This window comes from Ralstonia psammae (assembly GCF_958405935.1).
In the GTDB taxonomy this organism is placed as follows: Bacteria; Pseudomonadota; Gammaproteobacteria; order Burkholderiales; family Burkholderiaceae; genus Ralstonia; species Ralstonia psammae.
The window spans coordinates 309,773-332,093 of record NZ_CATZBU010000004.1; the positions used below are offsets into that span (position 1 = coordinate 309,773).

Below are 22,321 nucleotides of genomic sequence, written 5' to 3' on the forward strand. Positions count from 1 at the left end.
ATGCCCCTCGTTCAGGTGTCACTGCGGCGCGGCAAGCCGGCTGCTTATCACCAGGCCATTTTCGACGGCGTCTACCGCGCCCTGCGCGAGACGTTCAACGTGCCGGAAGACGATCGCTTCATGACGGTTACCGAGTACGACGCCAGTACCTTCAGCGTCAGCCCGAACTACCTCGGCATCGCGCGTAGCGACGACGTTGTGATCATCCAGATCACCGCCAACAACACGCGCAACCTCGAACAGAAGCAGGCGCTCTATCGCCGCATCGTCGAGCTGCTGAGCGACAAGCCCGGCGTACGGCCAGAAGACGTGTTCATCAATCTGGTGGAGGTGCTGCCCGAGAACTGGTCGTTCGGCAACGGCGTAGCGCAGTACGCGAAATGACCCCGCGCCAGATCCTGTTCGCCTATGTGGCCGGCCTGTTGTGGGGGATGTTACTCATCGTCGGCGCGGCGGTCACTGTGGCGACCGTCGCGCGCGACGTATTGCAGATGCTCAGTCCTTGAGCGAATTGCCCAGCATGTCCAACAGGAACTGCGTACCGCGCTCGCGCGATCCGGAATCGTCGTAGCCATCGAGGAAGGCCCCTTGCTCGGTCATGACGAGGTGCGTGCCGCCAGAGCCGTCCTTGGGATCGCGCAGTTCCAGCGTGGCGAGCGAGGCGGAGATCTTCCGGTCATCCAGGTGCATCACGTACGAATAGACGACGCGCTCGTTGGGGATGACGTCGTGGTACAGGGCCTCGAAGCTGGACACGACACCGCTGTCCCACCGGCCCTTGACGACTTCACGGCCGCCGGGCGTGGCATCCATTTCACGCACGAGCAGGGTGTAGCCGTTGCCGCCGGCAAACCACTTGGCCTTGGCGGCCGGGTCGGTCAGCGCCTTGAACACGCGTGAGCGCGGCGCGTCGTACGTGCGCTCCACGGTAAAGGTTGCATGCACGACCGAGCGCTGGATGCCATCGGCCAGCGGCACGCGTGCGGCTTCGCGTTCCAGCTTGTCCAGCGTTTGCTTCCAGCCTTCGGGTGCGCCCTTGATCATCATCTCGGCAATCGGGGCGAGCGGCGTGTGGGTCTGCGTGACTTCCATGCGCGTGCCACCGCATTCTTCGGTAAAGGTAACGACGGTGTGCGCGTTCATCAGCGGGCGGTTGTCGCCGTCAACGACGTTCATGTCGATAACGAGGCGCGCATTGGGCACGATCTCAAGAAAGTGGCCGCGCGACCAGTGGTCTTGCCCCTCGGGCGAGCGCATGCACACATCGAACTTGCCGCCCACGCGAAACTCCACTGTCGCGTCGGGCACCGTGTAGTGCGTCGGGCAGAACCAGCGCTTGATGTGCTCGGCGGTGCTCCAGGCCTTGAAGACCCAGTCGCGGGATACGGGAAAGTTGCGTGAGATCACGAGGGGGCGCAGGGTCGTGCCGGCGGGGCTTTCAATGGTCGTCGTCATGCAGGTCTCCTTGGGTTTTCAGGGTGTCCAGATAGGCGCCGAGGCGGTCGAAGTGCTGTTCCCACTCCAGGCGTCGTTGGTTGATCCACTGCTCTGCGAGGCTCAGCGCGGCGGGTTCGATACGGCAAGTACGCACGCGGCCCACCTTTTCCGATCGTACGAGACCGGAGTTCTCCAGCACCGACAGGTGCTGCATCACAGCTGGCAACGAGATATCGAGTGGTTGGGCGAGTTCGCTCACAGACGCCGGCCCGCGCACGAGCTGCACCAGCATCGCGCGCCGATTGCCGTCTGCCAGCGCCTGGAAGGCGAGATCGAGGGAGGTGTCATGGTTAAGCATGTTGCTAACTATAGTGGCTCCGAATAGTTAAGCAAGTACTTTATCTTTCTAGCGTTGACACGCCGATTTACTTCGCATACAAAGTAAAACACTTTGCATGCGAACTAAATCGACGCAATGGACAGCACACCCCAAACCATTCCCTCCACCGACGGCTACCCGCTGGGCGCCATGCTATGGACGGCTGCCGGCACGCCACAGGGCGTGGTGGTCATGCATCCGGCCACGGGCGTGCCGCAACGCATCTATCAAGCCTTTGCCAGGTTCCTAGCGGAACGGGGTTTCCATGCCGTGACGTATGACTACCGCGGCATCGGTGCATCCCGGCCCAAGAGCCTGCGCCGCTTTGCTGCGCGCATGCGCGACTGGGCGCTGCTCGACGCAGAAGGCGTGATGCGATGGGCGAGGGCGCGTTACCCCGAGCTGCCGCAACTGGCGGTCGGGCACTCAGTGGGCGGCCACGCCATCGGCCTGTGCTGCGCAGACTGGGATGTCGCTGGCGTTGTGCAAGTGGCCTGCCACACGGGCAACGCGCGTTTCATACGCCGGCGCGGCGAACGCTGGCGCGTGGCGCTGATCCTGCGCGGCGTTGGCCCATTGATGGCGCGGTTGATCGGCTACGTGCCCGGCAAGCGCATGGGCCTGGGCGAAGACCTGCCGGGCGGCGTTGCCATCGAATGGGGCGCATGGGCCGGCATGCAGCGCTACTTCTTCGATGACCCGACGCTCGGCGCCATCGAGCGATTCAACCGCGTGAAGCATCCGGTGCTCGTGTACGGCTTTGACGACGACCCGTGGGCCACGCCCGCTGCCATCAACGCGTTGACGATGCACTTCACGAACACCTGGGTCGAGCGCCGGCAGATTACGCCCGCGCAGGCGGGCGGCGCGGTGGGGCACATGGGCTTCTTCCGCTCGCAGTTTGCCGCCACGCTGTGGCCAGGTCTGGTGGATTGGTTGAGCGAGCGTGCAGCGGCCACGCGTACGGAAGCGGTGGCTGCATGACTGCACCTGACCGCCGCCTTGTCTACCTGATCAGCGTCGGGCAACGCCGCTTGCAGCGCTGGATTCAAACGCGCACCGGCGAGGGCGTAACCGCTGCGCAATCCGGCTTGCTGTTCTTCCTGGAGAAGAACGACGGCGCGTTGATGCGCGAAGCCGGCGCCGCGTTGGACCTCGGCCCCTCTGCCATGAGCGGCCTGGTGGATCGCACCGCCGACGCCGGTCTGATCGAGCGCCGCGCCGATGCCAAGGATGGCCGCGCCTGGCAACTCTGGATCACGCCCGCCGGCCGCGAAGCCTTGGCTGAAACACGCACCGGCCTGGCCGAATTGAACACGCGGCTGACCGAAGGTTTTACCGACGCCGAGATCGACGTTGTCGCACGCTGGCTGGCCAGCCTGCAAACCAAGTTCCCCACCGGAGACGAGCAATGAGTGAACACATCCAGAGCCGCAACGCCGATGGCGTGCTGACGCTTACCCTGGCGCGCGCCGACAAGAAGAACGCCATCACCGATGCGATGTACGGCGCATTGGCCGATGCGCTGGACGCCGCCGAGCGTGACAGCACCGTGCGCGTCGTATTGCTGCGCGCCGAAGGCGACATGTTCTCCGCCGGCAACGACATCGGCGAATTCGCATCGACTGCCATGGCCGGCGGCAAGGGCGATGGCGAGCGCAACGTCATCCGCTTCCTGCATGCGCTGGCACGCGCCACGCGCCCACTGGTGGCGGCAGTGCAGGGTCGCGCGGTCGGCATCGGCACGACCATGCTGTTGCATTGCGACTTCGTGCTCTTGGCGGACAACGCGCAGCTCTCCACGCCGTTCGTCAATCTGGCGCTGGTGCCGGAAGCCGCATCGAGCCTGCTGATGCCCGCGCGCCTGGGCCACGTGCGCGCGTTCGAGATGTTCGCACTGGGCGACGCGGTGAGCGCGGAATCGGCGCTCGCGTGGGGGCTGGCGAATCGGGTGGTGCCGCTGTACCAACTTGGCGCGGAGGCGCAGGTGATTGCGGCGCGATTGGCGCGCCAGCCGCTCGGCGCCCTGACCGAAACCAAGCGCCTGATGCGCGATGCTGAGCTGCTCAAGCAGCAGATGGATGCAGAGAGCGCCTGCTTTGCGCAGCGCCTGAAGTCGCCGGAGGCGCATGAAGCCTTCCGGGCGTTCGTCGATCGACGGCCGCCCAATTTCAACGCCGTGGCGCACTGAGCGCGGCGGTGTCTCCTTCGGCGGCCCCGGTCCGGCCGCCTTTTTTCATTCAAACCGCCAATCGCCCCTGCGTTGCCGCCACGGAAATGGTCGCCTCCATGCCGGCGGTGAAGCGCAGGTAATCGGTTTCCATGCCATCCGAGAAGATCACGCCGTTCTCTGGCATGCGCGAGCGCAGCTTGAGCGGTTGATCCGCATCCACATGCCCGAACACGAGCGTGGCCTGCGATGCGCGGCTCGGAAACGGTTCGCGCACGGCGAACGTCAGTTGCGGGGTGTCCCACGGTTCGGGTTCGTAGTGGAAGCCATCGCCGCCCGCATGCATGGCGCGCGCGACGCCCATCGAGCCGGTCACGATGCTCTTCAGCCACGCTGTCGAACCCAGCCCGGTGGCAACGATGATTCCTGACGACGATTGCGCTTCACGCCGCTGGCCCACCTCGATTTCATACAGCGCAGACGCATGCGTGCGCGGCCCGATGAAGAGGTCGTTGACGGCGCGCAGCACCTGCCCGTCGGACAGACGCGCTTCAGCCATCGTCACGGCTTTGGTGGGGCGCTTGTCGCGTGCCACGTCGGTCAGCACGGTACCGAGGTCTTTCGGCTCGAAGGGCAGCAGCACGCCGTCCCAGCGGCCGGGCTCGGGGTTCAGGCCGATCAGCGGCTGGCCGTCGAGATACTTCATCGAGTTGGCGACCAGCCCATCTTGCCCGAGTGCCACGACGATGTCGTCCGGCGCAAAGATGAAGTTGGGCAGATAGCCGCGGTCCACCACCTGATAGCGGCCCCACGCTTGCAGCGCGCGCACCGTGATCTCCAGGCTGCGCGCGTAGGCGGCGTTCTCGGCCAGGTAGTCGGAGAAATCGGCGCCCAGGTGTTCGAGATAGAACTTTGCCTGCGCCAGCGTGTGGTGGCGCGCCACCAGCTCTTCGAGCCGGGTGCGGCGCGTCACCAGCACGACCTTGCGGCCGTCGGTGCTCATGATGCGACCCTCGCGGGTGTGTTGGTGGCGGTTGCGTTCATGAGCCCTTGCAGCAGGTCAGGCGACACGTTGAGCTGGCCGATGCGTTCTGCGCGTTCGGCAATGCCGCCAAAGGCCTGGGCGATGAGCTGGCCAGGCTGCATGCCGGCCGCAGCCAGCGCGTTGACGATGCGCGGGTCGGCCTTCTCCAGCGCCTGCATGACGGCGGCCACGCGGTAGGCCTCGGCTTCGGCCAGCGTGCGGCTGTTCTCGGCTTGGCCGGCCACGAAGGCCTTGCGCTGGCCTTCGAGTTCCACATCGGCGGCCATCTGTTCGTTGCGCAGGGCATTTTCCTTGCGCATCAGCGTGGCCTTGGCTTCCATCTGCGTCTCGCGGATCTGGCGCTTCTTCTGCTCGACGGCAATGTCGGTGTCCAGCTCGTTCTGGCGGATGGCGCGTTCGTTTTCCACGGCCGACATGCGGCGCAGGTAGACGGCGTCGTCCGCGGCCTTGAGGTTGGATTCGCGTGCTTCGGCTTCCAGCGCGCGGGCGATGTCGGGCGTCGGCTTGACCGCCATGACCGACACGCCCAGGATCTCCAGCCCCAGCGCAGCAACTTCCGGCTGCGCGGCCAGCTCGGCTTGGGCAGTGCGCGCAATGGCTGCCGATGCGCGCAGCGCGGCCTTCAACTCCATCGCCTGCACGGCTTGCTGCACGATCACCTCGACCTGCTGCGCCACGCGGTCGCCCAGGCGCTTCGGGTCTTCCGATACATAGCTCTGGCCGTTCCTGGCGAGCGAGAAATCCATCATTGCGGCAGTGCGGCGCGGATCGCTGATGCGGTACGTCACCTGGCCCTGCAAGGTCACGCTCTGGAAATCGGCCGTCACCAGCTCAAGGATGAACGGGCGGTCCTGGCTGGCCACCGGCACGGCCACCAGCGTGGTGGTCGGGCCGTAATAGAAGAAGGACAGGCCCGAGCCTTCGCGCACGACCTTGCCTGCGCGGAACTGCATGAGGTGAACGGTGGGCTGCGACTTGATGAAGCGGATGCCGAACATGGTGACCTCCTTGTTTGCATAAGTTGTACAGTACAACTTGTATGAGTTGGACAATACAACTTACTATTGGGGCCGTCAAGAGATTTGTGATCCGCCATGGCCACCCGAGCTTCTCCCAAGACCTTCCCGCTGCCGTTCACCACCGTGGATGTCGTGATCTTCACCGTGCTGGATGACGTGCTCCGCGTGCTGCTCGTGCAACGCCCCAACGCGGAAGGGGAGCCCTTTCCGGGCACATGGGCGCTACCCGGCGGATTTGTCGATACGGCAGTCGATGCCACGCTGGAAGACTGCGCGCGCCGCAAGCTGCTCGAGAAGACCGGTGTTGGCACCCCATATCTGGAGCAGTTGGGCAGCTGGGGCGGCGCCACGCGCGATCCGCGCGGCTGGTCGGCCACGCATGTCTACTTTGCGTTGATGCCCGCGCAGGGCGTGGTGCTCGCCAAGGGCGCCAATGCGGCTGACGTGGCGTGGTATGCGGTGGACGATGTTCTGCGCGCGCCCGAACTCGCTTTCGACCACGCGGAGATTCTGCGCACCGCCGTCGAACGCTTGCGCAGCAAGGTCGAATACACATCGCTGCCGGCGTTTCTGCTGGCCGAGCCGTTCTCGCTGCCGCAGTTGCAGCGCATGTACGAGATCGTGCTGGGCCGCCCTGTCGACAAGAGCGGCTTCCGCACCCGGATGCTGGCCGCCAACTTTCTGGAAGAAGCGGGCGTGGCGGAAGGAGATTCGTACCGCCCCGCCAAGGGCTACCGCCTGGTTGACCGCAGCGCGCCAGTCGTCTTCCCGCGCACCTTCAGCCCCCGCGGCGGCGATTCAAACACCTGAGCGCCGGCTTGGCGCAGCACCCCTCCAACGGGTGCTGCAGAAGAACAGGGCGTGTCAACGCGCCATGCTAAGGCTGGGCATCGTCTTCCAAGGAAAACCGCTGCGCTGCGCGCGTGCCGTTGCGCACGGTCTCCTCGACCACCCCGCGATGCACCACCTTGTGTCCGGCGTCGGGCGCGACCGTTGGCTGCCCGTGGCTGCTGCGGCTGTCGATGCCCGCAATCGGCCCTTGCGGATCAGACTCGGGGTGGGTGTTGACCAGCGACGCGTTGGAATAGATGACGTTGTCTTGCCACAGCGACGCGTCCTTGACCGCCTCCTGGCTTTTGCCGTCGGTGTCGACCGTGCTGTCGGAAGCCTCGGTGCCACAGGCGTCTACGGAACGGATGCGCTGTGACGCCTGCTGCACGGGGTCGGCTGGGCTGGGGCCTTCAACGTAGGTGGTGGCGCGGCGCCGCGGCGGGCGGGCAGACCGGAACTTGTCGGCGTGCATGACGGGACTCCTGAGTGAGAGCAGACGGCAGAGATGCCGCAACCGTCATGCCCGGGAACAGTAACTATGCGCGCTTGCGAGCGGGCCGCCTGCCTGCCTCTTGCAGGAACGCTCGCGCACGCGGCTCCGTTGCGTACGCGCTGTTGATGCGCACCCACGGCGATACCTCCAGGTTCGGGCGGAAATAATGGCCAGGCGCCAGGGTCACGCCGTGTTTTTCCGCCGTGGCAGCCAGTTCGCGTGAATCCTCTACGTGCGGCACACGCGCCCACAGAAAGTTGCCGCCCGACGGATGATGAAACACCTCCCAGCCAGCATCGGCCAGCACGTCGAGCGATGCGATGACCGAGTCACCCGCCCGCTGGCGCAGCCGCTCCACATACTTGCGATAGGCGCCGCGCTCCAGCAGCGTGCTCACCACGGCCTCGGCAAAGCGCGAGCCGCCCACGCTGGTAAGCATCTTGACGTTGGTCAGGTCATGCACCAGCTCGCGCTTGGCGATCAGGTAACCCACCGGCAACGATGCCGACACCGTCTTGGAGAACCCACCCACGTAGATCACATGGTCAAGCTGGTCCAGCGTTGCCAGGCGCGCGGTCGGATCGGCCTGAAGGTCGGCAAAGATGTCGTCTTCCAGAAACGTGAAACCGTGGCGCCGCGCCAGCTCAAGCAGCCGGAACGCTACCGGCGGCGACACGACCGAGCCGGTGGGGTTCTGCAGCACGCTATTGATGAAGAACAGCTTGGGGCGATGCTCGCGCAGCATCGCTTCCGTGACCTCCACGTCGGGCCCGTCGCTCCTGCGCGGAATGCCGACCAGCTTCACCCCGTGCAACCGGAGCAGGCCGAACACGGTGTAGTAGCCCGGGTCTTCCACAAACACCGTGTCGCCGGGTTTGAGCAGATGCCGCATCACGAGGTCGATCGCCTGGCTCGTGCCAGCGGTGATCAGCACATTGGGCTGCTCCGCCTGAATACCGAGCTGGCGTGCACGCATCATGACCTGATGGCGCAGCGCGGTGTTGCCAAGGGGCGAGGAGTAGTCGATCACCGCATGCGTGTCGGTGCGAGAGACCTGGCGGATGGCCTGCGTCAGGCCCTCTACGTCGCGCCAGTCGGCTGGCACGAACCCGCCGCCGAGCTTGAGCATGCCGTCGGGGTAACTGAATTGCTCGAAGATGTGTTTTGACTCGGCCTCGGCCCTGCGCGGGTCAGACCAGCCGCGCCCGTCGCGCCCGGTCAGGTTGCTCTCGGCCACATAGAAGCCCGAGCCGTGGCGCGAGTCCAGCAGGCCGAGCGAAACCAATCGGTCATAGGCCTCGATCACGGGGAAGCGGCTAATGCCGTAGTCGGCTGCCAGTTGCCGGATCGACGGCAGCTTGGCGCCGGGGCGCACGTCGTTGTCGCGAATCCACGCTTGCACGCCGGCCACGATCTGGTCGGCAATCGGTACGCGGGTGGCGGGATCGATCTGGAGTTTCATGGTGCGGACGGCAGGAGAGGCGAAAACTGCGGGACAGTCGGTAATGACTGTTCACAACTGTTCGGTGCATTGTAATCCTGGGAAACCCGTCCCTTGGCTAAGTGGCGAATGCACCGAGTTGCAGTGATACTTGCGTTCCAGATTCATCAACTGCGCATACCCAAGGGAGAGGGGAGACGAATGAAGGCTTCGTTCAAGCGACGTAATGGGATGGCGGGCCGTGTTGTCGGCCGCTTGCTGCTGGCGGTTGTCGTCGTCCTGCTGGCACTGGCGGCCGCCGTAGCCGTTAACACCTGGCGGCACCGCTCGCGCCAGCTCGACGTGCCCGCTGTCACGCCGGTCGCAGTGGATGGCGCGGCGGCTGCGGCGCACTTGGCCGAAGCGGTACGCGCACGCACCGTATCGAGCGTTACCGATGCGCAATTGAACGCCGACCAGTTCCGCCAGCTGCACGCCATGCTTGAGGCGCGCTACCCGAAGGCGCACGCCGTGCTGCAGCGTGAGCACGTGGGCGATTTTGCATTGCTCTACACCTGGAAAGGCTCCGACCCGTCGCTACAGCCCATCATGCTGATGGCGCACCAGGACGTCGTGCCGATCGCCCCCGGCACCGAAGGCGACTGGACCCAGCTGCCCTTTGAGGGCGTCGTGAAGGACGGCATGGTCTGGGGCCGTGGTGCGTGGGACGACAAGGGCAACCTGATCTCGCAGATGGAAGCCATCGAGCTGTTGGCCGCCAGCGGCTTCAAGCCACGCCGCACCATCCACCTGGCCTTCGGCGCCGATGAAGAAGTGGGCGGCGAGCGCGGTGCCAAGCAGATCGCGGCGCTGCTCAAATCGCGCGGAGAGCGTCTCGACTTCGTGATCGACGAAGGGCTGCTGATTACCGAAGGCGTGCTGCCGGGGCTGGCCAAGCCGGCCGCCCTGATCGGGGTGGCGGAGAAGGGTTTCCTCTCGGTGCAGCTCAAGGTGGCGGCCACGCCGGGGCATTCGTCGATGCCGCCGCCGCACGGGCAGAGCGCCATCGCCATGATGAGCGCCACCCTCAAGCGGCTGGATGACGATCAATTGCCCGCCGGCATTCGCGGGGTTGCGCAGGAGATGTTTGCAACCCTGGCGCCCGAGATGCAGGGTTTTGGCCGCGTGGCGTTGTCCAACCTGTGGCTGTTCGGGCCACTGGTGCGCAAGCAACTGGAGGCGTCGGCCAGCTCCAACGCCATGCTGCGCACCACCACCGCGCTGACCATCGTGCAGGCCGGCAACAAGGACAACGTGCTGCCCGGCCGCGCCGAGGCCACGGTCAATTTCCGCCTGCTGCCCGGCGACACCATCGCCTCCGTCACCGCGCACGTGGAAGATGCCGCCAAAGCTGTCGTGCCCCAAGGCAAGTTCGAGCTGAGCCGGCTGCCCGGTTCAAGCGAGGCCTCGCCGGTGTCGCCCACGCAATCGGCGTCGTATCAACTGATCAACAAGACGGTGCGCGAACTCTTCCCGGGCACGATCGTGGCGCCGGGGCTGATGATCGGTGCGACCGATTCGCGCCACATGACCGAGATTGCCGACCACGTGTATCGGTTCTCGCCGGTGCGGGCCAAGCCTGAAGACTTGCCGCGCTTTCACGGTACCAACGAGCGGATCACCGAGGCCAACCTGGTGGAGCTGATCCGGTTCTACCACCGGTTGGTGCAGCAGGCAGCCGGGGCTTGATGTCAGTGCGCGCCGGCCAGCAGCGTGTCAATGTGGGCGTCGTTGGTGGCTTCGGGGCGGCGCAGTTGCGTGCTGCGGCTGCCGTCCACTGAGATGGCCGTGTCGCCGTGCACGGTCACGCGGCGTACCAGGCGCGGCTGGTTTCCGTAATCGTTGATGGCGTAGTGCTGCGTGGCGCGGTTGTCCCAGATGGCGACATCGTGCTGGCGCCATTGCCAGCGCACGGTGTTGTCCAGCCGTGTCACGCGGTTCTGCAGCAGTTCGAACAGCCGCGTCGATTCGCTACCCGGCAGGCCGGTGAAGCGTTTGACGAAATGGCCGAGTAGCAGGGCGCGTTCGCTGGTCTCGGGGTGCACGTGCACCACCGGGTGCGAGGCTTCATACACCGAGGAAGTAAACACATTGCGGTGATGCTGCAGACGTGCGCCGTCGATCTGCGTGCGCTCGGCACCGTAGTCGTAATCGTTGGTGTGCACCGCCCAGAGCTGCTCGGCAAGCTGCTTGAGCGGGTCGGGCAACTGCTCGTAGGCGCGGGCGGTGTTGGCCCAGACCGTGTCGCCGCCGTAAGCGGGAATCGTCACCGCCCGCAGGATGGACACCTTCGGAAACGCATCGAGAAACGTCACATCGGTGTGCCAGGAGTCGGCACGGCCGCCGCCCTTTGATGCGTCGAGTTCAAACAATTGCGTGCCGGTGGGCGCCGGCACGGTCGGGTGGGCGACGATGCGGCCGAAGCGCTTGCCGAACGCCTGGTGCCGGCCATCGTCCAGATGCTGCTGGTCGCGAAAGAACAACACCTTGTATTTGAGCAGCCCGGCATACAGGTTCGCGAACGTGTCTTCCGTCAATTCCGCGCCGAGCTTGAGATCGAGAACCTCCCCGCCGATGTGGCCGGCCACCCGACGTATACGCAGGGCGCCAAACGTGGTGTCGATAGCGGTGTTGTGGTCGTGTGGCATGGGGGCTCCGGCAGGAATGGCGATGGACCATGCTAGCCAGCCCGCGCCCGGCGGAAAACGAACGGTTTGACATATCCAAATGCAGTTCTGTCCGTCATTCCACTGAACTGTTCGAGAAAGATGCTGAACAGTTCAGCCAAACTGTTCACAACTGTTCATGTCAACGGTTTGAACTGCCGCGCAAGATGGAACCGTGCCGATCCGCAGTCCCCATAAAAATCCACCACGAACCCCCGGCACAGGAGTCTCAATCATGCGCGAAATCAGGATCTTCGAACTGAACCGGCCGGGCGTGCCGGTGAGCTGGCGGTCGGCACGGGCCCAAACCATCGCCGCACAAACCGGGCTGTTGTGGGTCACGCAAGAGCATCAGCGGCAGGACATCTGGCTCAAGCCGGGCCAATCGATCGACGTGCCTGCGGGCGTGCGTTTCTGGCTGTCCGGTGAACCCGTCGAAGGCACGCCGGCGCGCTTTGCCGTGACCGAAGACATCAACGCGCCGCGCCGCCTGCTGCGCTTCATCGGCTTGCTGGTGGTGGCTGCGTATCGGCAGATTCTGCGTGACGATGGGCAGGATGCAGCGCGTACGCCGTCGGCACTGCGGATTGGTACGTAAGTCCTGCGTTAAGCCGGAAACACCAACCGAAACTCGGTCCGCCCACCCGGCGGGCTGCTGGCCTGCACACTACCGCCGTGCAGGTCCATGATGGTTTTGACGATGGCCAGTCCCAACCCGTTGGACTGCCTCGACTGTGCTCCGGATTGCGCTCGCGAGGGGTCGCCCCGGTAGAACCGCTCGAACAGCAGAGGCAGGGCGGCAGCCGGAATGCCTGGCCCAGGATTGCGCACCGCAATCGCGATCCCGTGCGGCATCGGTTCGATCGCCACGTCGATGCGCGCTCCGGTGGGCGTGTGGCGCAGCGCGTTATCCAGCAGGTTGTTGATCGCCCGGCGCAGCAACGTGGCATCCGCGCGCAGTTGCGCATCGCCGCCCACGTCGATGGTGATGTCGCGATCGGCGGCCACCGCCTCAAAGTAGTCGACCAGCACCTGCACCTCGTGCCGCGCATCCAGCGCCGCAACAGATAGCGCCACGCGTGCATGGTCGGCGCGTGCCAGGAACAGCATGTCTTCGATCATGTGCGACAGGCGCGCGTATTCCTCCAGGTTGGATTCGAGCACGCTGCGGTATTCCTCGCCCGTGCGCGGGTGTGCGAGCGTGACTTCGGTCTGGCCGACCAGATTGGCCAGTGGCGTGCGAAAGTCGTGCGCGAGATCTGCAGAGAACTGCGAGAGCCGCGCAAAGCCATCTTGCAGGCGCGTAAGCATGGCGTTGAGCGACGCCAGCAAGTCGGCCAACTCACGCGGCGCGCCCTGCAGCGTGAGGCGCGTGTCAAGCTGGCTCGGCACCACGGCCGCTGCCTGATTGCCAATGCGTGCCAAGCCCCGCAGCGTGCCGCGCACGAGCAGCAGGCTCAGCAGCGCCACCGCGGCCACGCCCCCAATCACGGCAAACACGATGTGGCGCTGGTACTGGGTCAGCAACGCCGCACGGCTGTCGCCATCCTGCGCGACCAGCACGAGGACTTTCGCGTTGTTCTGCCCCAGCCACGCCTCCGCGGCCACGGCACGCGATGCCATGCCGGTCATCGACATCCAGGTGTGTACGGAAGACTCCGACGGCGACACCGCCGCCCGAACCACGGGCGGCATCGTCACCTGTTCGCCCTCGGGGTTCACCTCCAACAGGGTGCGGCCTTCTGGTGTGGCGATGCGCAGGATCAACCCGTCGTGGCCCGACACCACATCGGTATAGCGGTGCGCGGTGCGTGCCAGGTCGTCGGCGCTGAGCGCCTCGCTGGCCAGGTGGCGCAGTTGCGTGATCTTGCCCAGGAGCATCGCATCGTCGGTCGCGCGCAGTTGCGCGTTGAGCGCAAAGTACAGATACGTGCCAGCCGCCGTGAGCGAGACCGACGCCACCACCACAAACGCCAGCACGAGCCTGCTGGCAAGTGATGCAGGCCAGCGCATGAGCAGGCCCATCAGCGGCCCACCGCGTCCAGCACGTAGCCCATGCCGCGCAACGTGTGGATCAGCTTGTGCTCGAACGGGTCGTCCACCTTGGCGCGCAGACGCCGGATCGACACATCGACCACGTTGGTGTTGCTGTCGAAGTTCACGTCCCACACCTGCGAGGCGATCAGCGAACGCGAGAGCACCTCGCCCGCGCGGCGTGCCAGCAGATGCAGCAGCGCGTATTCCTTGGCGGTCAGGTCGATGCGTTGTCCTGCACGTGTGACACGGCGCTTGATCGTGTCGATGGTCAGGTCGGCAATTTCGAGGATCTCGCTTTCGCGCAGCGGGCCGCGCCGCAGGATGGTGCGCACGCGCGCCACCAGCTCGGCAAAGGCGAAGGGTTTGACGAGGTAGTCGTCCGCGCCCAGTTCCAGGCCTTTCAGTCGGTCGGCCAGTTCGTCACGTGCGGTCAGGCACAGCACCGGCGTGCTCTTGCGGCGGCGCAGATCCTGCAGCACCTGCCAGCCGTCCATGCCGGGCAGCATGACGTCGAGCACGATCAGGTCGTAATCGTGTTCCATGGCCTGGAAGAGACCATCGGGGCCCGTGCGGGCGAGGTCGGCCACAAAACCAGATTCCGTCAAGCCCTTGAGCAGGTAATCGCCCGCTTTGGGTTCGTCTTCAACAATGAGCAGTCGCATGATGAAAAGTGGCGTGCGCTTGATGCTTCGCCGATGCCGCCACGATATGCCAAAACCCCCGGTGCGGGCACGAAGATGACAAGTTTGTCATCTTCGAGTCATGCCCGCGTGGTGCACCCCTCCCTAGACTGGCCCCACTGACATCGCCCCCTCCCTGTTTGCTGATGTCAGGCCTTTCCAAGGAGATTCTCATGGCGATTCGATTCCAACGTGTGCTTCCCCTGGCGGCCCTGGCCGCAATCTTGGCAACCGGCACGGCCGTGGCCGCGCAAGACCATCAGGATGCCTGCTGCGCTACGCAAATCAAGTCGATGTCCGCGCCGCTGGCCAAGGCCGGCACCCGCGATCCGTACACCGATGGCGCGAGGTCCAGTACGCGTGACCCCTACACCGATGGCGGCAAGACCGGCGCCCGTGATCCGTACACGGACGGGGCAGTACAAACTGCGCTCGATGCCCGCGCCGGCTCACGCGACCCCTACACCGACGGTGGCCTGACGAGCCCGCGCGGTCGAGATCCGTACACCGACGGCGCGATTGCGTAATGGGCCGTTTCCAGCCTGTCGGGGCAGCCCTCGCGTGTCTTTTGGCTGCCCCGTTGGCCACCGCAGCGGTGACTGACCCCGTCGCTCCGGTGGTCCTTTCTATGCCCGGCGGATTTGCGGCCACGCCATCCGAACGCGTGACGCTGCAGCAAGCCGTCGAACGCGCGTTGCAGACGCATCCGGCGCTGGCGGCTGCTGGCTATGAAGTGGCTGCCAGCGAAGGTGCGCTCGATCAGGCCCGCCGGCGGCGCAATCCCGAAGCCGCCTTCGCCACCGAAGACGTCCGCCGCGACCGTGCCACGATGACGGCGCAATTGAATATCCCATTGGAACTCGGCGGCAAACGCGGTGCCCGCACGCGCGCCGCGGAAATCGCCCGAGACGCCACCGCGCAAGATGCTGCCGTGCTGCGGGCCGAGTTGCGTGCGGATGTCACGCGGGCCTTTTTCGATCTGGTGATTGCTCAGGAGCGCCTGGCGCTCGCGCAGGCGTCGGACGCGTTGGCCGCACAGGCTGAATCCGCCGCCGCGCGGCGTGTGCAGGCGGGCAAGGTGTCACCGGTGGAGCAGACCAAGGCGGGCGTGGCCCGCGCCAGTGCCGCCATCGAATTGCGTGACGCGAATGCCGAACTGCTGGTCGCACAGCGCGGCTTGGCGGCCTTTTGGGGCGCCGCTTCTGCCGCGCCCGAAGCCGACGGCAGCGCAGAGACGTTGCCCGTCGTGCCACCCGAAGCCCGCCAAGCCGCCGGCACGCTGGAGAACACGCCCCGCGCCGTGCGCGCCCGTCTGGAGATCGACCGCCGCCAGGCACTCGCCAATGTGGAGCGCAGCAAGCGCGTGCCCGATGTGACGCTCACGGTGGGCGCCAAGCGCGACAGCGCCGCGAACAACAACATGGCGGTGCTTGGCATTGCTGTGCCGCTGCCGCTGTTCGACCGCAACCAGGGCAGCCAGCTTGAAGCGCAGCGGTTGGCCGACAAGGCGATTGAAGACTATCGCGCCCTGCAGCTTGAACAGAACGCCACGCTGGCGCAGGACGTGGCGCGGCTCGACGCGGCACGCACCGCCGTGCAATCGCTGCGGCAAGACGTGTTGCCCGGCGCGCAGCGCGCATATGACGCCGCACGTATCGGCTTTGATGCCGGCAAGTTCAATTTTCTCGATGTGCTGGATGCCCAGCGCACGCTGTTCCAGGCACGTGCGCAATACCTGGCCGCGCTGTCTCGCGCGCATCAGGCGGCAGCCGGCATCGATCGCATCCTCGGCCGGTAGTGCGGCCCCTCTCTTTCTGCTGACATGACACTTCCTCCGCAACAACGGCGCGCCATCGCGCTCATCGTAGTGCTGGGCGCGCTGGCCGCTGCCGGGCTGTGGTTCGGCTTGGGTGCGCGCCAGGCGGCAAGCGCCGAGGCCGAGGCGGCACCCACACCTGCCGCCACCGCGCAGGCCGAGGCACCCCACGCCGAAACGCTTGCCATGACGGCCGAAGCCGTCGCCAATGCAAAGATCGGCGTGGAAACCGCAGGTGCCACCGAGTTGCGCACGGAGGTGGTGCTGCCCGGCGAAATCCGCCTGAACGAAGACCGCACCGCGCACGTGGTGCCGCGTGTGGCGGGTGTGGCTGAGAAGGTCATGGTGGAGCTGGGCCAACCGGTGACGCGTGGCCAACTGCTGGCCGTGCTGTCCAGCCCCGCGCTGTCGGATCAGCGCAGCGAACTGCAGGCCGCCCAGCAACGCCTTGCACTCGCGCAGGAAACGCACGCGCGCGAAAAGCGCCTGTGGGAGCAGGGTATCGCTGCCGAGCAGGACTACCAGCAAGCGCGTACATCGCTGCAGGAAGCGCACATTGCGGCGAACAACGTCCGTCAGAAACTGACCGCCATTGGCGCCGCGCCGACGGGTTCGGCGTTGAATCGCTTCGAGTTGCGCGCTCCGTTTGACGGCGTGGTGGTCGCCAAGCATCTGTCGCAGGGTGAAGCGGTGCAGGCGGAGACGGCCGTCTTTACAGTGGCCGACCTGCGCACCGTCTGGGCGGACTTCTCCGTCACGGCAAAGGATTTGGAAGCGGTGACCACGAACGCCGCCGCCACCGTGCACGCCACGGCCACCGGCACCGCCGTGCAAGGCAAGGTCTCGTACGTTGGCGCATTGCTGGGCGAGCAGACCCGCACCGCGCCCGCCCGTGTCACGCTCGACAACCCCAGGTTGGCCTGGCGCCCGGGCATGTTCGTCAACGTGTCGGTCGAATCGGGGCGGGTGCAGGTGCCCGTGGCGGTGCGTGCCGATGCCGTGCAGACCGTCGACGACAAGCCGTCGGTGTTCGTACCTGTGCCGGCCGGCTTTGAAGTGCGCCCCGTCAAGACTGGCCGCACCGACGGCACATGGACGGAGATCCTCGAGGGCCTTCCCGTCGGCACGCGCTACGCGGCCACCAACAGCTACGTGCTGAAGGCCGAAGCCGGCAAGTCCGCCGACCACGGTCACTAACAGGAGGCACCATGTTTGAACGCCTCTTGCGTACCGTCATCGCGCAGCGGTGGCTGGTGCTGCTGGCCGTGCTAGCCGCCGCTGCCTTCGGCGCATACAGCTACACGCGCCTGTCCATCGATGCGGTGCCCGACATCACCAACGTGCAGGTGCAGATCAACACGCCGGCACCGGGCTATTCGCCGCTGGAGACCGAACAGCGCATCAGCTATGCGCTGGAAACCGCCATGGCCGGCTTGCCGAAGCTGGAGCAGACGCGCTCGCTCTCGCGCTACGGCCTGTCTCAGGTGACGGTGATCTTCAAGGAAGGGACCGACATCTACTTCGCGCGCCAGTTGGTGAGCGAGCGCTTGCAGGCCGCGAAGGAGCAGTTGCCCGATGGCATTGCGCCGAGCATGGGGCCCGTCTCCACCGGCCTGGGCGAAATCTATCTGTGGACCGTGGAGGCCGAGGCCAACGCGCGCAAGCCCGACGGCACCGCCTACACCCCCGCAGACTTGCGCGAACTGCAGGACTGGGTGATCCGTCCGCAGATCCGAAACGTGCCGGGCGTGACGGAGGTGAACACCATCGGGGGCTTCGCCAAGGAGTTCCTGGTGGCCACAAGCCCCGAACGCCTGGCGTCGTACAAGCTCACGCTGGCCGAGGTGGTGGCCGCGCTTGAGCGCAACAACGCCAACATCGGTGCCGGCTATATCGAGCGCAAGGGCGAGCAATACCTCGTGCGTGCACCCGGCCAGCTGCGCGATGTGGCCGACATCGGCAACGTCGTGCTCGCCAGTCCAAACGGCACGCCGGTACGCTTGCGTGACGTCGCCACCATCGAAAGCGGCAGCGAGCTGCGCACCGGTGCCGCCACCAGCAACGGCCGCGAGGTTGTGCTCGGCACGGCGTTTCTGCTGATGGGCGAAAACAGTCGTACCGTTTCGCAGGCGGTGGATAAGCGCATGCAGGAGATTCGCAAGACGCTACCCGCGGGCATTCGCGTGGAGGCGGTGTACGACCGCACGGTGCTCGTCGACAAGGCCATCGCCACGGTCAAGAAGAACCTGCTGGAAGGTGCGGTTCTGGTGATGGCTGTGCTGTTCCTGTTCCTGGGTAACCTGCGTGCTGCGGTGCTGACTGCATTGGTGATTCCGCTGTCGATGCTGATGACGTTCAGCGGCATGGTGTCGGCCAAGGTGAGCGCCAACTTGATGAGTTTGGGCGCGCTGGACTTCGGCATCATCGTTGACGGCGCCGTGGTGATCGTCGAGAACTGCGTGCGGCGCCTTGCGCACGCGCAGGAATCACGAGGTCGGCCACTCACGCGTGCCGAGCGCTTCGAAGAGGTGTTTGAAGCCGCTCGCGAGGCGCGCCGCCCGCTGCTGTATGGCCAGCTCATCATCATGGTGGTGTACCTGCCGATCTTTGCGCTCTCGGGTGTGGAGGGCAAGATGTTCCACCCGATGGCGATCACGGTGGTGCTGGCGCTGGCCGCCGCCATGATCCTCTCCATCACGTTTGTGCCGGCTGCCGTGGCGTTGTTCATTGGCGAACGCGTGGCCGAGAAAGAGAACCGCCTGATGGGCTGGGCACGCCGGATGTACGCGCCGCTGCTCGAACGCGTGTTGGGCGCTCCCGCTGTGGTGCTGACGTTTGCAGCAGTAGCTGTTTCGGTCTCGCTGGTGGCGGCGACGCGCCTGGGCGCAGAGTTCGTCCCTAACCTGAACGAAGGCGACCTCTCCATCCAGGCGATGCGCGTGCCGGGCACCGGCCTGGCGCAGTCGTTGGACATGCAGATGCAGATCGAGCGCACGCTCAAGGCGAAGTTTCCCGAGATCGAGCGTGTCTTCGCGCGCACCGGCACTGCAGAAGTCGCGACCGACGTGATGCCGCCGAGCATCTCCGATGGCTACATCATGCTCAAGCCCGAGCCTGACTGGCCCGCCGGCCCCGACGGCAAACGTCGCAACCGCGATCAGTTGCTCGCAGACATTCGCGCCACGGTGGAAGCACTGCCCGGCAACGCGTACGAGTTCTCGCAGCCGATCCAGTTGCGCTTCAACGAGCTGATCTCGGGCGTACGCAGCGACGTAGCCGTCAAGCTCTTCGGCGACGACATGAACGTGCTGGAGGCGCAGGCCAGGATCATTGCCGCACAGCTCGGCAAGCTGGCAGGCGCCACCGAGGTGAAGATCGAGCAGACCGGCGGCCTGCCGTTCCTGAACGTCGACATCGATCGCGACAAGGCTGCACGTTACGGCCTCTCCATCGGTGCGATTCAGGACACGGTGTCTGCTGCCATCGGCGGTAAGGATGCGGGCACGGTGTTCCAGGGCGACCGTCGTTTCGGCATTGTCGTGCGCCTGCCGGAAACCTTACGCAGCGACCCGGCTGCGCTGGGCCGCTTGCCGCTGGCATTGCCCAACGGGCAGGGTTACGTGCCGCTGTCCGATGTGGCCACGCTCAATGAAGTCACCGGCCCCAACCAGGTCAGTCGCGAAGACGGCAAGCGCCGCGTCGTTGTCAGCGCCAATGTGCGTGGGCGCGACATCGCCTCGTTTGTCGAAGAAGCGCAGGCCGTGCTCGATGCGCGGGTGCGTCTGCCGGCCGGTTACTGGATGGCGTGGGGTGGGCAGTTCGAGCAGTTGCAGTCGGCTACCGAGCGCCTGCAGATCGTGGTGCCGCTGGCCCTGGCCATGGTGCTCACGCTGCTGTTCATGATGTTCGGCAACCTGAAGGACGGTTTGCTGGTGTTCTCGGGCATTCCGTTTGCGTTGTCGGGCGGCATTCTGGCGCTGGTGTTGCGCGGCATTCCGCTGTCGATTTCCGCGGCAGTGGGCTTTATTGCGCTGTCGGGCGTGGCGGTGCTCAACGGGCTGGTGATGCTGAGCTTTATCCGCAGCTTGCGCGAGGACGGCAAGTCAGTCGACGAGGCCGTGCGCGAAGGCGCGCTCACACGCTTGCGCCCGGTGCTGATGACGGCGCTGGTGGCCTCGCTTGGCTTCGTGCCGATGGCGCTGGCCACCGGCACCGGCGCCGAGGTGCAGCGCCCACTGGCGACGGTGGTGATCGGCGGGATTTTGTCGTCGACGGCATTGACGCTGCTGGTGCTGCCCGTGCTGTATCGCCTTGCTTATCGGCGCGATGCAAAGCGTGACGCCGGCCGTGAAGCAGGAAGGCAAGCCACGGTGCAGGCGGGTGCCTCAATGCCATCCGCCGCGCCGTAGGCCTGGCGTCTACTCGGCTTGCAGTGCGGCGATGATCTTCTCGGCGTGGGCTTTCAGCTTGTCGCTGTCGGCCTGCACGCGGGCGTGCGGTTGCAGCGGGGTATCGCTGTAGCGCGGCAGCACGTGAAAGTGCACATGCGGCACGGTCTGGCCGGCGGCGGCGCCATTGAGCTGGAAGACTGCGATGCCCGGCGGCGTGAACGCAGCACGCACGGCGCGCGCCAGCTTGCGGGTGGTCCGGATGGCGGCCGCTGCGGCTTCGTCGGACAGGTCGAACAGTTGCGCTGCGCCTTCCTTGGGCAGCACCAGCACGTGGCCGTCGGCCTGCGGCATGATGTCCATGAAGGCAATGGTGTGGTCGTCTTCGTACACCTTGATGCAGGGCAGCTCGCCGCGCAGGATCTTGGCGAAGATGTTCTGGTTGTCGTAATTCGCGTCAGGCATAGGGGGCTCCAGTAAGCAAGAAAGGCACAGGAAAGCGCTGCGCGAAGTATATAGGCCACCGGCGGCGGCGCGCGTGGCGCAGGTTTGGCGCAGATCAAGCCGGGCGGTCGTCCACCGAAAGCGGCGCTGCCACGTGTTCGAGCGGTTTGCGCTCGGCAGCCGTCCCCCCAGCAAGCCTGCACGACGGCCGCCAGCAGCATCAGCATCGCGCCGAATCAAACAACCGCCCCAGCAGCAATGGCCCGAGAAAATTGCCCAGCGCGAACGCCTGCAGGTACGTGCCGACCTTCGTCGCGGGCACATCGTAGAAATCCGTCAGCACCAGCGCATCAGTGAAGAAGATCGCGTTGTAGAAAAACGCCTGCGCCGCCATCCGTACGAGGCCCACCAGAGCGCGTTGGCGGTGCTGCACGAACAGCACCCGCGCGACTTGGATCAAGCGTGGATGGGCGCGGCTGCGCATGCGCAATGCGGGCAGCGGCGCGGTATCGAATCGACGGCCTGCGCACGATGGTCTGCGCTTCTTCATGCCGGCCGCGCGTGATGAGCCAGCGCGGGCTTTCCAGGCCGGATGTGTGGAAGGCAGGCGATTCGGGCATCGCGGCGCACTCGGAGAGGAATGCGCACGATGCAACACGATTTATTCCCGCGAAGGTGCGGCCGAACCTTCTTGCGGTGCACCCGAGAGCAGCGTGTCTTCAAAGAAGCGGCGGCGGGCGTCCTTGTCGGGCTTGCTGCCCTGGTGCCAGAGCGAGGCCTCTGAGAGTTGGTAGGCGTAAAGCATGAAGGCGCGCGTCTTGGCGTCCTTGCGCGTAAAGCCGATCGCCTGGAAATGCTGGACGTAGTAGTCCATGCGATGCTCGTCGACGGCTTCGACGGCCTCTTGCGCCATCGGGTCGCGCCGCGCCCAGGCACGGATGGCGAATTCGATCATCGCCGTGCGGCGGGCGCTGCGTCCGCGAAACGGCAGCGCGAGCAGGTCGCGTACGAGGCCCTGCACCGATGGGTTCTGCCGCTCCAGCTTGGGGCCGACGCGCGTGCGCTCGCTCCAGTCCTGCAGCACCTGGTGCAGCAGGTCGTCGCGGTTCTTGAAGTGCCAGTAGAAGCTGCCGCGCGTCACGTCCAACTGCTTGGCGAGCACATCCACGCGCACGGCATCGATGCTCTTGGTGACGAGCAGATCGGTGGCCGCGCGCACCCAGTCGTCGGGCGTGAGCTGCGCACGCGGCGCCGCAGGGGAAGAGGAATCGGCATCGACGTCGGCGGCAGCGTCGTGTTCGTCGATCATCAGGGAGGGCTTGGGCATGAAGGCGGATTCTAGTCCCGCTGGCAGGGCTGTCCAGCGCTTAAATCATGCTGAGCCCCCCAGGTTTGCGCGGGTTGACACAGCAATAAACGCACTCCTACCATGCACA

The 22,321-nt window shown here is 65.6% G+C and carries 23 protein-coding genes and 1 pseudogene; 12 read left to right on the forward strand and 12 right to left on the reverse strand.

Annotated elements, in window-relative coordinates:
• Window positions 1-384, forward strand: a complete 384-nt coding sequence (locus tag R2N16_RS11005; RefSeq protein WP_316665705.1) for a tautomerase family protein — start codon at window positions 1-3, stop codon at window positions 382-384.
• On the forward strand, window positions 381-506 hold the full coding sequence (locus R2N16_RS11010; protein WP_316665706.1) for a hypothetical protein: 126 nt from the start codon (window positions 381-383) through the stop codon (window positions 504-506). Before R2N16_RS11005 ends, R2N16_RS11010 begins: the two co-directional genes overlap by 4 nt.
• Here R2N16_RS11010 and R2N16_RS11015 read toward each other — a convergent pair.
• Together R2N16_RS11015 and R2N16_RS11020 are read right to left on the reverse strand one after the other, a co-directional pair.
• Window positions 496-1,455: an SRPBCC family protein gene (locus tag R2N16_RS11015; protein WP_316665707.1), complete on the reverse strand. Its 960-nt coding sequence runs from the start codon at window positions 1,453-1,455 to the stop codon at window positions 496-498. The genes R2N16_RS11010 and R2N16_RS11015 overlap by 11 nt on opposite strands.
• Window positions 1,439-1,795 carry an ArsR/SmtB family transcription factor gene (locus R2N16_RS11020; RefSeq protein WP_316665708.1) on the reverse strand — a complete coding sequence of 119 codons (357 nt, stop codon included), beginning with the start codon at window positions 1,793-1,795 and terminating at the stop codon, window positions 1,439-1,441. Before R2N16_RS11020 ends, R2N16_RS11015 begins: the two co-directional genes overlap by 17 nt.
• 117 nt (window positions 1,796-1,912) lie before the next feature.
• On the opposite strand from R2N16_RS11020, the gene R2N16_RS11025 reads away from it, so the two are divergent.
• The 3 genes from R2N16_RS11025 to R2N16_RS11035 are packed head-to-tail and all read left to right on the forward strand — an operon-like array spanning window position 1,913 to window position 4,007.
• Window positions 1,913-2,800, forward strand: a complete 888-nt coding sequence (locus tag R2N16_RS11025; RefSeq protein ID WP_316665709.1) for an alpha/beta hydrolase family protein — start codon at window positions 1,913-1,915, stop codon at window positions 2,798-2,800.
• Complete coding sequence (locus R2N16_RS11030) at window positions 2,797-3,231, forward strand: MarR family winged helix-turn-helix transcriptional regulator (protein ID WP_316665710.1); 435 nt, start codon at window positions 2,797-2,799, stop codon at window positions 3,229-3,231. Before R2N16_RS11025 ends, R2N16_RS11030 begins: the two co-directional genes overlap by 4 nt.
• On the forward strand, window positions 3,228-4,007 hold the full coding sequence (locus R2N16_RS11035; RefSeq protein ID WP_316665711.1) for an enoyl-CoA hydratase: 780 nt from the start codon (window positions 3,228-3,230) through the stop codon (window positions 4,005-4,007). The genes R2N16_RS11030 and R2N16_RS11035 overlap by 4 nt, the downstream gene beginning before the upstream one ends.
• Before the next feature lie 49 nt (window positions 4,008-4,056).
• Here R2N16_RS11035 and R2N16_RS11040 read toward each other — a convergent pair whose 3' ends face one another.
• Window positions 4,057-4,989, reverse strand: a complete 933-nt coding sequence (locus R2N16_RS11040; RefSeq protein ID WP_316665712.1) for a diacylglycerol kinase catalytic domain-containing protein — start codon at window positions 4,987-4,989, stop codon at window positions 4,057-4,059.
• Complete coding sequence (locus R2N16_RS11045) at window positions 4,986-6,029, reverse strand: SPFH domain-containing protein (RefSeq protein ID WP_316665713.1); 1,044 nt, start codon at window positions 6,027-6,029, stop codon at window positions 4,986-4,988. Before R2N16_RS11045 ends, R2N16_RS11040 begins: the two co-directional genes overlap by 4 nt.
• Before the next feature lie 96 nt (window positions 6,030-6,125).
• Here R2N16_RS11045 and R2N16_RS11050 point away from each other — a divergent pair, with 96 nt between their 5' ends.
• Entirely contained in the window at window positions 6,126-6,860 is a 735-nt protein-coding gene (locus R2N16_RS11050) for an NUDIX hydrolase (RefSeq protein ID WP_316665714.1), read from the forward strand.
• Between the two features lie 67 nt (window positions 6,861-6,927).
• Here R2N16_RS11050 and R2N16_RS11055 read toward each other — a convergent pair whose 3' ends face one another.
• Both R2N16_RS11055 and R2N16_RS11060 read right to left on the reverse strand, forming a co-directional pair.
• The gene (locus R2N16_RS11055) at window positions 6,928-7,353 is read right to left on the reverse strand and encodes a DUF3005 domain-containing protein (RefSeq protein WP_316665715.1); all 426 of its coding nucleotides are present in this window, start codon (window positions 7,351-7,353) and stop codon (window positions 6,928-6,930) included.
• A gap of 64 nt (window positions 7,354-7,417) precedes the next feature.
• On the reverse strand, window positions 7,418-8,836 hold the full coding sequence (locus R2N16_RS11060) for an aminotransferase-like domain-containing protein (protein WP_316665716.1): 1,419 nt from the start codon (window positions 8,834-8,836) through the stop codon (window positions 7,418-7,420).
• Window positions 8,837-9,016: 180 nt separating this feature from the next.
• Between R2N16_RS11060 and R2N16_RS11065 the strand changes: the two genes are divergently transcribed.
• Window positions 9,017-10,543, forward strand: coding sequence for a M20 family peptidase (locus R2N16_RS11065; RefSeq protein ID WP_316665717.1), 1,527 nt, complete (start codon window positions 9,017-9,019; stop codon window positions 10,541-10,543).
• Between the two features lie 2 nt (window positions 10,544-10,545).
• Here the strand turns inward: R2N16_RS11065 and R2N16_RS11070 are convergent, their stop codons facing one another.
• A complete protein-coding gene (locus R2N16_RS11070; RefSeq protein WP_316665718.1) occupies window positions 10,546-11,502 on the reverse strand; it encodes a TauD/TfdA dioxygenase family protein in 957 nt (318 codons plus the stop codon).
• Window positions 11,503-11,755: 253 nt separating this feature from the next.
• On the opposite strand from R2N16_RS11070, the gene R2N16_RS11075 reads away from it, so the two are divergent.
• A complete protein-coding gene (locus R2N16_RS11075; RefSeq protein ID WP_316665719.1) occupies window positions 11,756-12,118 on the forward strand; it encodes a DUF2917 domain-containing protein in 363 nt (120 codons plus the stop codon).
• 8 nt (window positions 12,119-12,126) lie between these two features.
• Here the strand turns inward: R2N16_RS11075 and R2N16_RS11080 are convergent, their stop codons facing one another.
• Together R2N16_RS11080 and R2N16_RS11085 are read right to left on the reverse strand one after the other, a co-directional pair.
• Window positions 12,127-13,545, reverse strand: coding sequence for a heavy metal sensor histidine kinase (locus R2N16_RS11080; RefSeq protein WP_316665720.1), 1,419 nt, complete (start codon window positions 13,543-13,545; stop codon window positions 12,127-12,129).
• Window positions 13,545-14,219: a heavy metal response regulator transcription factor gene (locus R2N16_RS11085; RefSeq protein WP_316665721.1), complete on the reverse strand. Its 675-nt coding sequence runs from the start codon at window positions 14,217-14,219 to the stop codon at window positions 13,545-13,547. The genes R2N16_RS11080 and R2N16_RS11085 overlap by 1 nt, the downstream gene beginning before the upstream one ends.
• 191 nt (window positions 14,220-14,410) lie before the next feature.
• Here R2N16_RS11085 and R2N16_RS11090 point away from each other — a divergent pair, with 191 nt between their 5' ends.
• The 4 genes from R2N16_RS11090 to R2N16_RS11105 all read left to right on the forward strand — a co-directional run bounded on the left by R2N16_RS11090 (window position 14,411) and on the right by R2N16_RS11105 (window position 20,462).
• The gene (locus R2N16_RS11090) at window positions 14,411-14,764 is read left to right on the forward strand and encodes a hypothetical protein (RefSeq protein ID WP_316665722.1); all 354 of its coding nucleotides are present in this window, start codon (window positions 14,411-14,413) and stop codon (window positions 14,762-14,764) included.
• 101 nt (window positions 14,765-14,865) lie between these two features.
• Complete coding sequence (locus R2N16_RS11095) at window positions 14,866-16,035, forward strand: TolC family protein (protein WP_316665724.1); 1,170 nt, start codon at window positions 14,866-14,868, stop codon at window positions 16,033-16,035.
• Window positions 16,036-16,059: 24 nt separating this feature from the next.
• Window positions 16,060-17,250: an efflux RND transporter periplasmic adaptor subunit gene (locus tag R2N16_RS11100; protein WP_316665725.1), complete on the forward strand. Its 1,191-nt coding sequence runs from the start codon at window positions 16,060-16,062 to the stop codon at window positions 17,248-17,250.
• Between the two features lie 11 nt (window positions 17,251-17,261).
• Window positions 17,262-20,462: an efflux RND transporter permease subunit gene (locus R2N16_RS11105; RefSeq protein ID WP_316665726.1), complete on the forward strand. Its 3,201-nt coding sequence runs from the start codon at window positions 17,262-17,264 to the stop codon at window positions 20,460-20,462.
• 9 nt (window positions 20,463-20,471) lie between these two features.
• On the opposite strand, the gene R2N16_RS11110 is transcribed toward R2N16_RS11105, so the two are convergent.
• The 3 genes and pseudogenes from R2N16_RS11110 to R2N16_RS11120 form a co-directional block, all read right to left on the reverse strand.
• On the reverse strand, window positions 20,472-20,906 hold the full coding sequence (locus R2N16_RS11110) for an HIT family protein (protein ID WP_316665727.1): 435 nt from the start codon (window positions 20,904-20,906) through the stop codon (window positions 20,472-20,474).
• A gap of 214 nt (window positions 20,907-21,120) precedes the next feature.
• Window positions 21,121-21,469 (reverse strand): annotated as a pseudogene (locus tag R2N16_RS11115) (MFS transporter); the annotation flags it as partial.
• A gap of 77 nt (window positions 21,470-21,546) precedes the next feature.
• Complete coding sequence (locus R2N16_RS11120; RefSeq protein WP_316665728.1) at window positions 21,547-22,212, reverse strand: TetR/AcrR family transcriptional regulator; 666 nt, start codon at window positions 22,210-22,212, stop codon at window positions 21,547-21,549.
• Window positions 22,213-22,321: the final 109 nt, after the last annotated feature.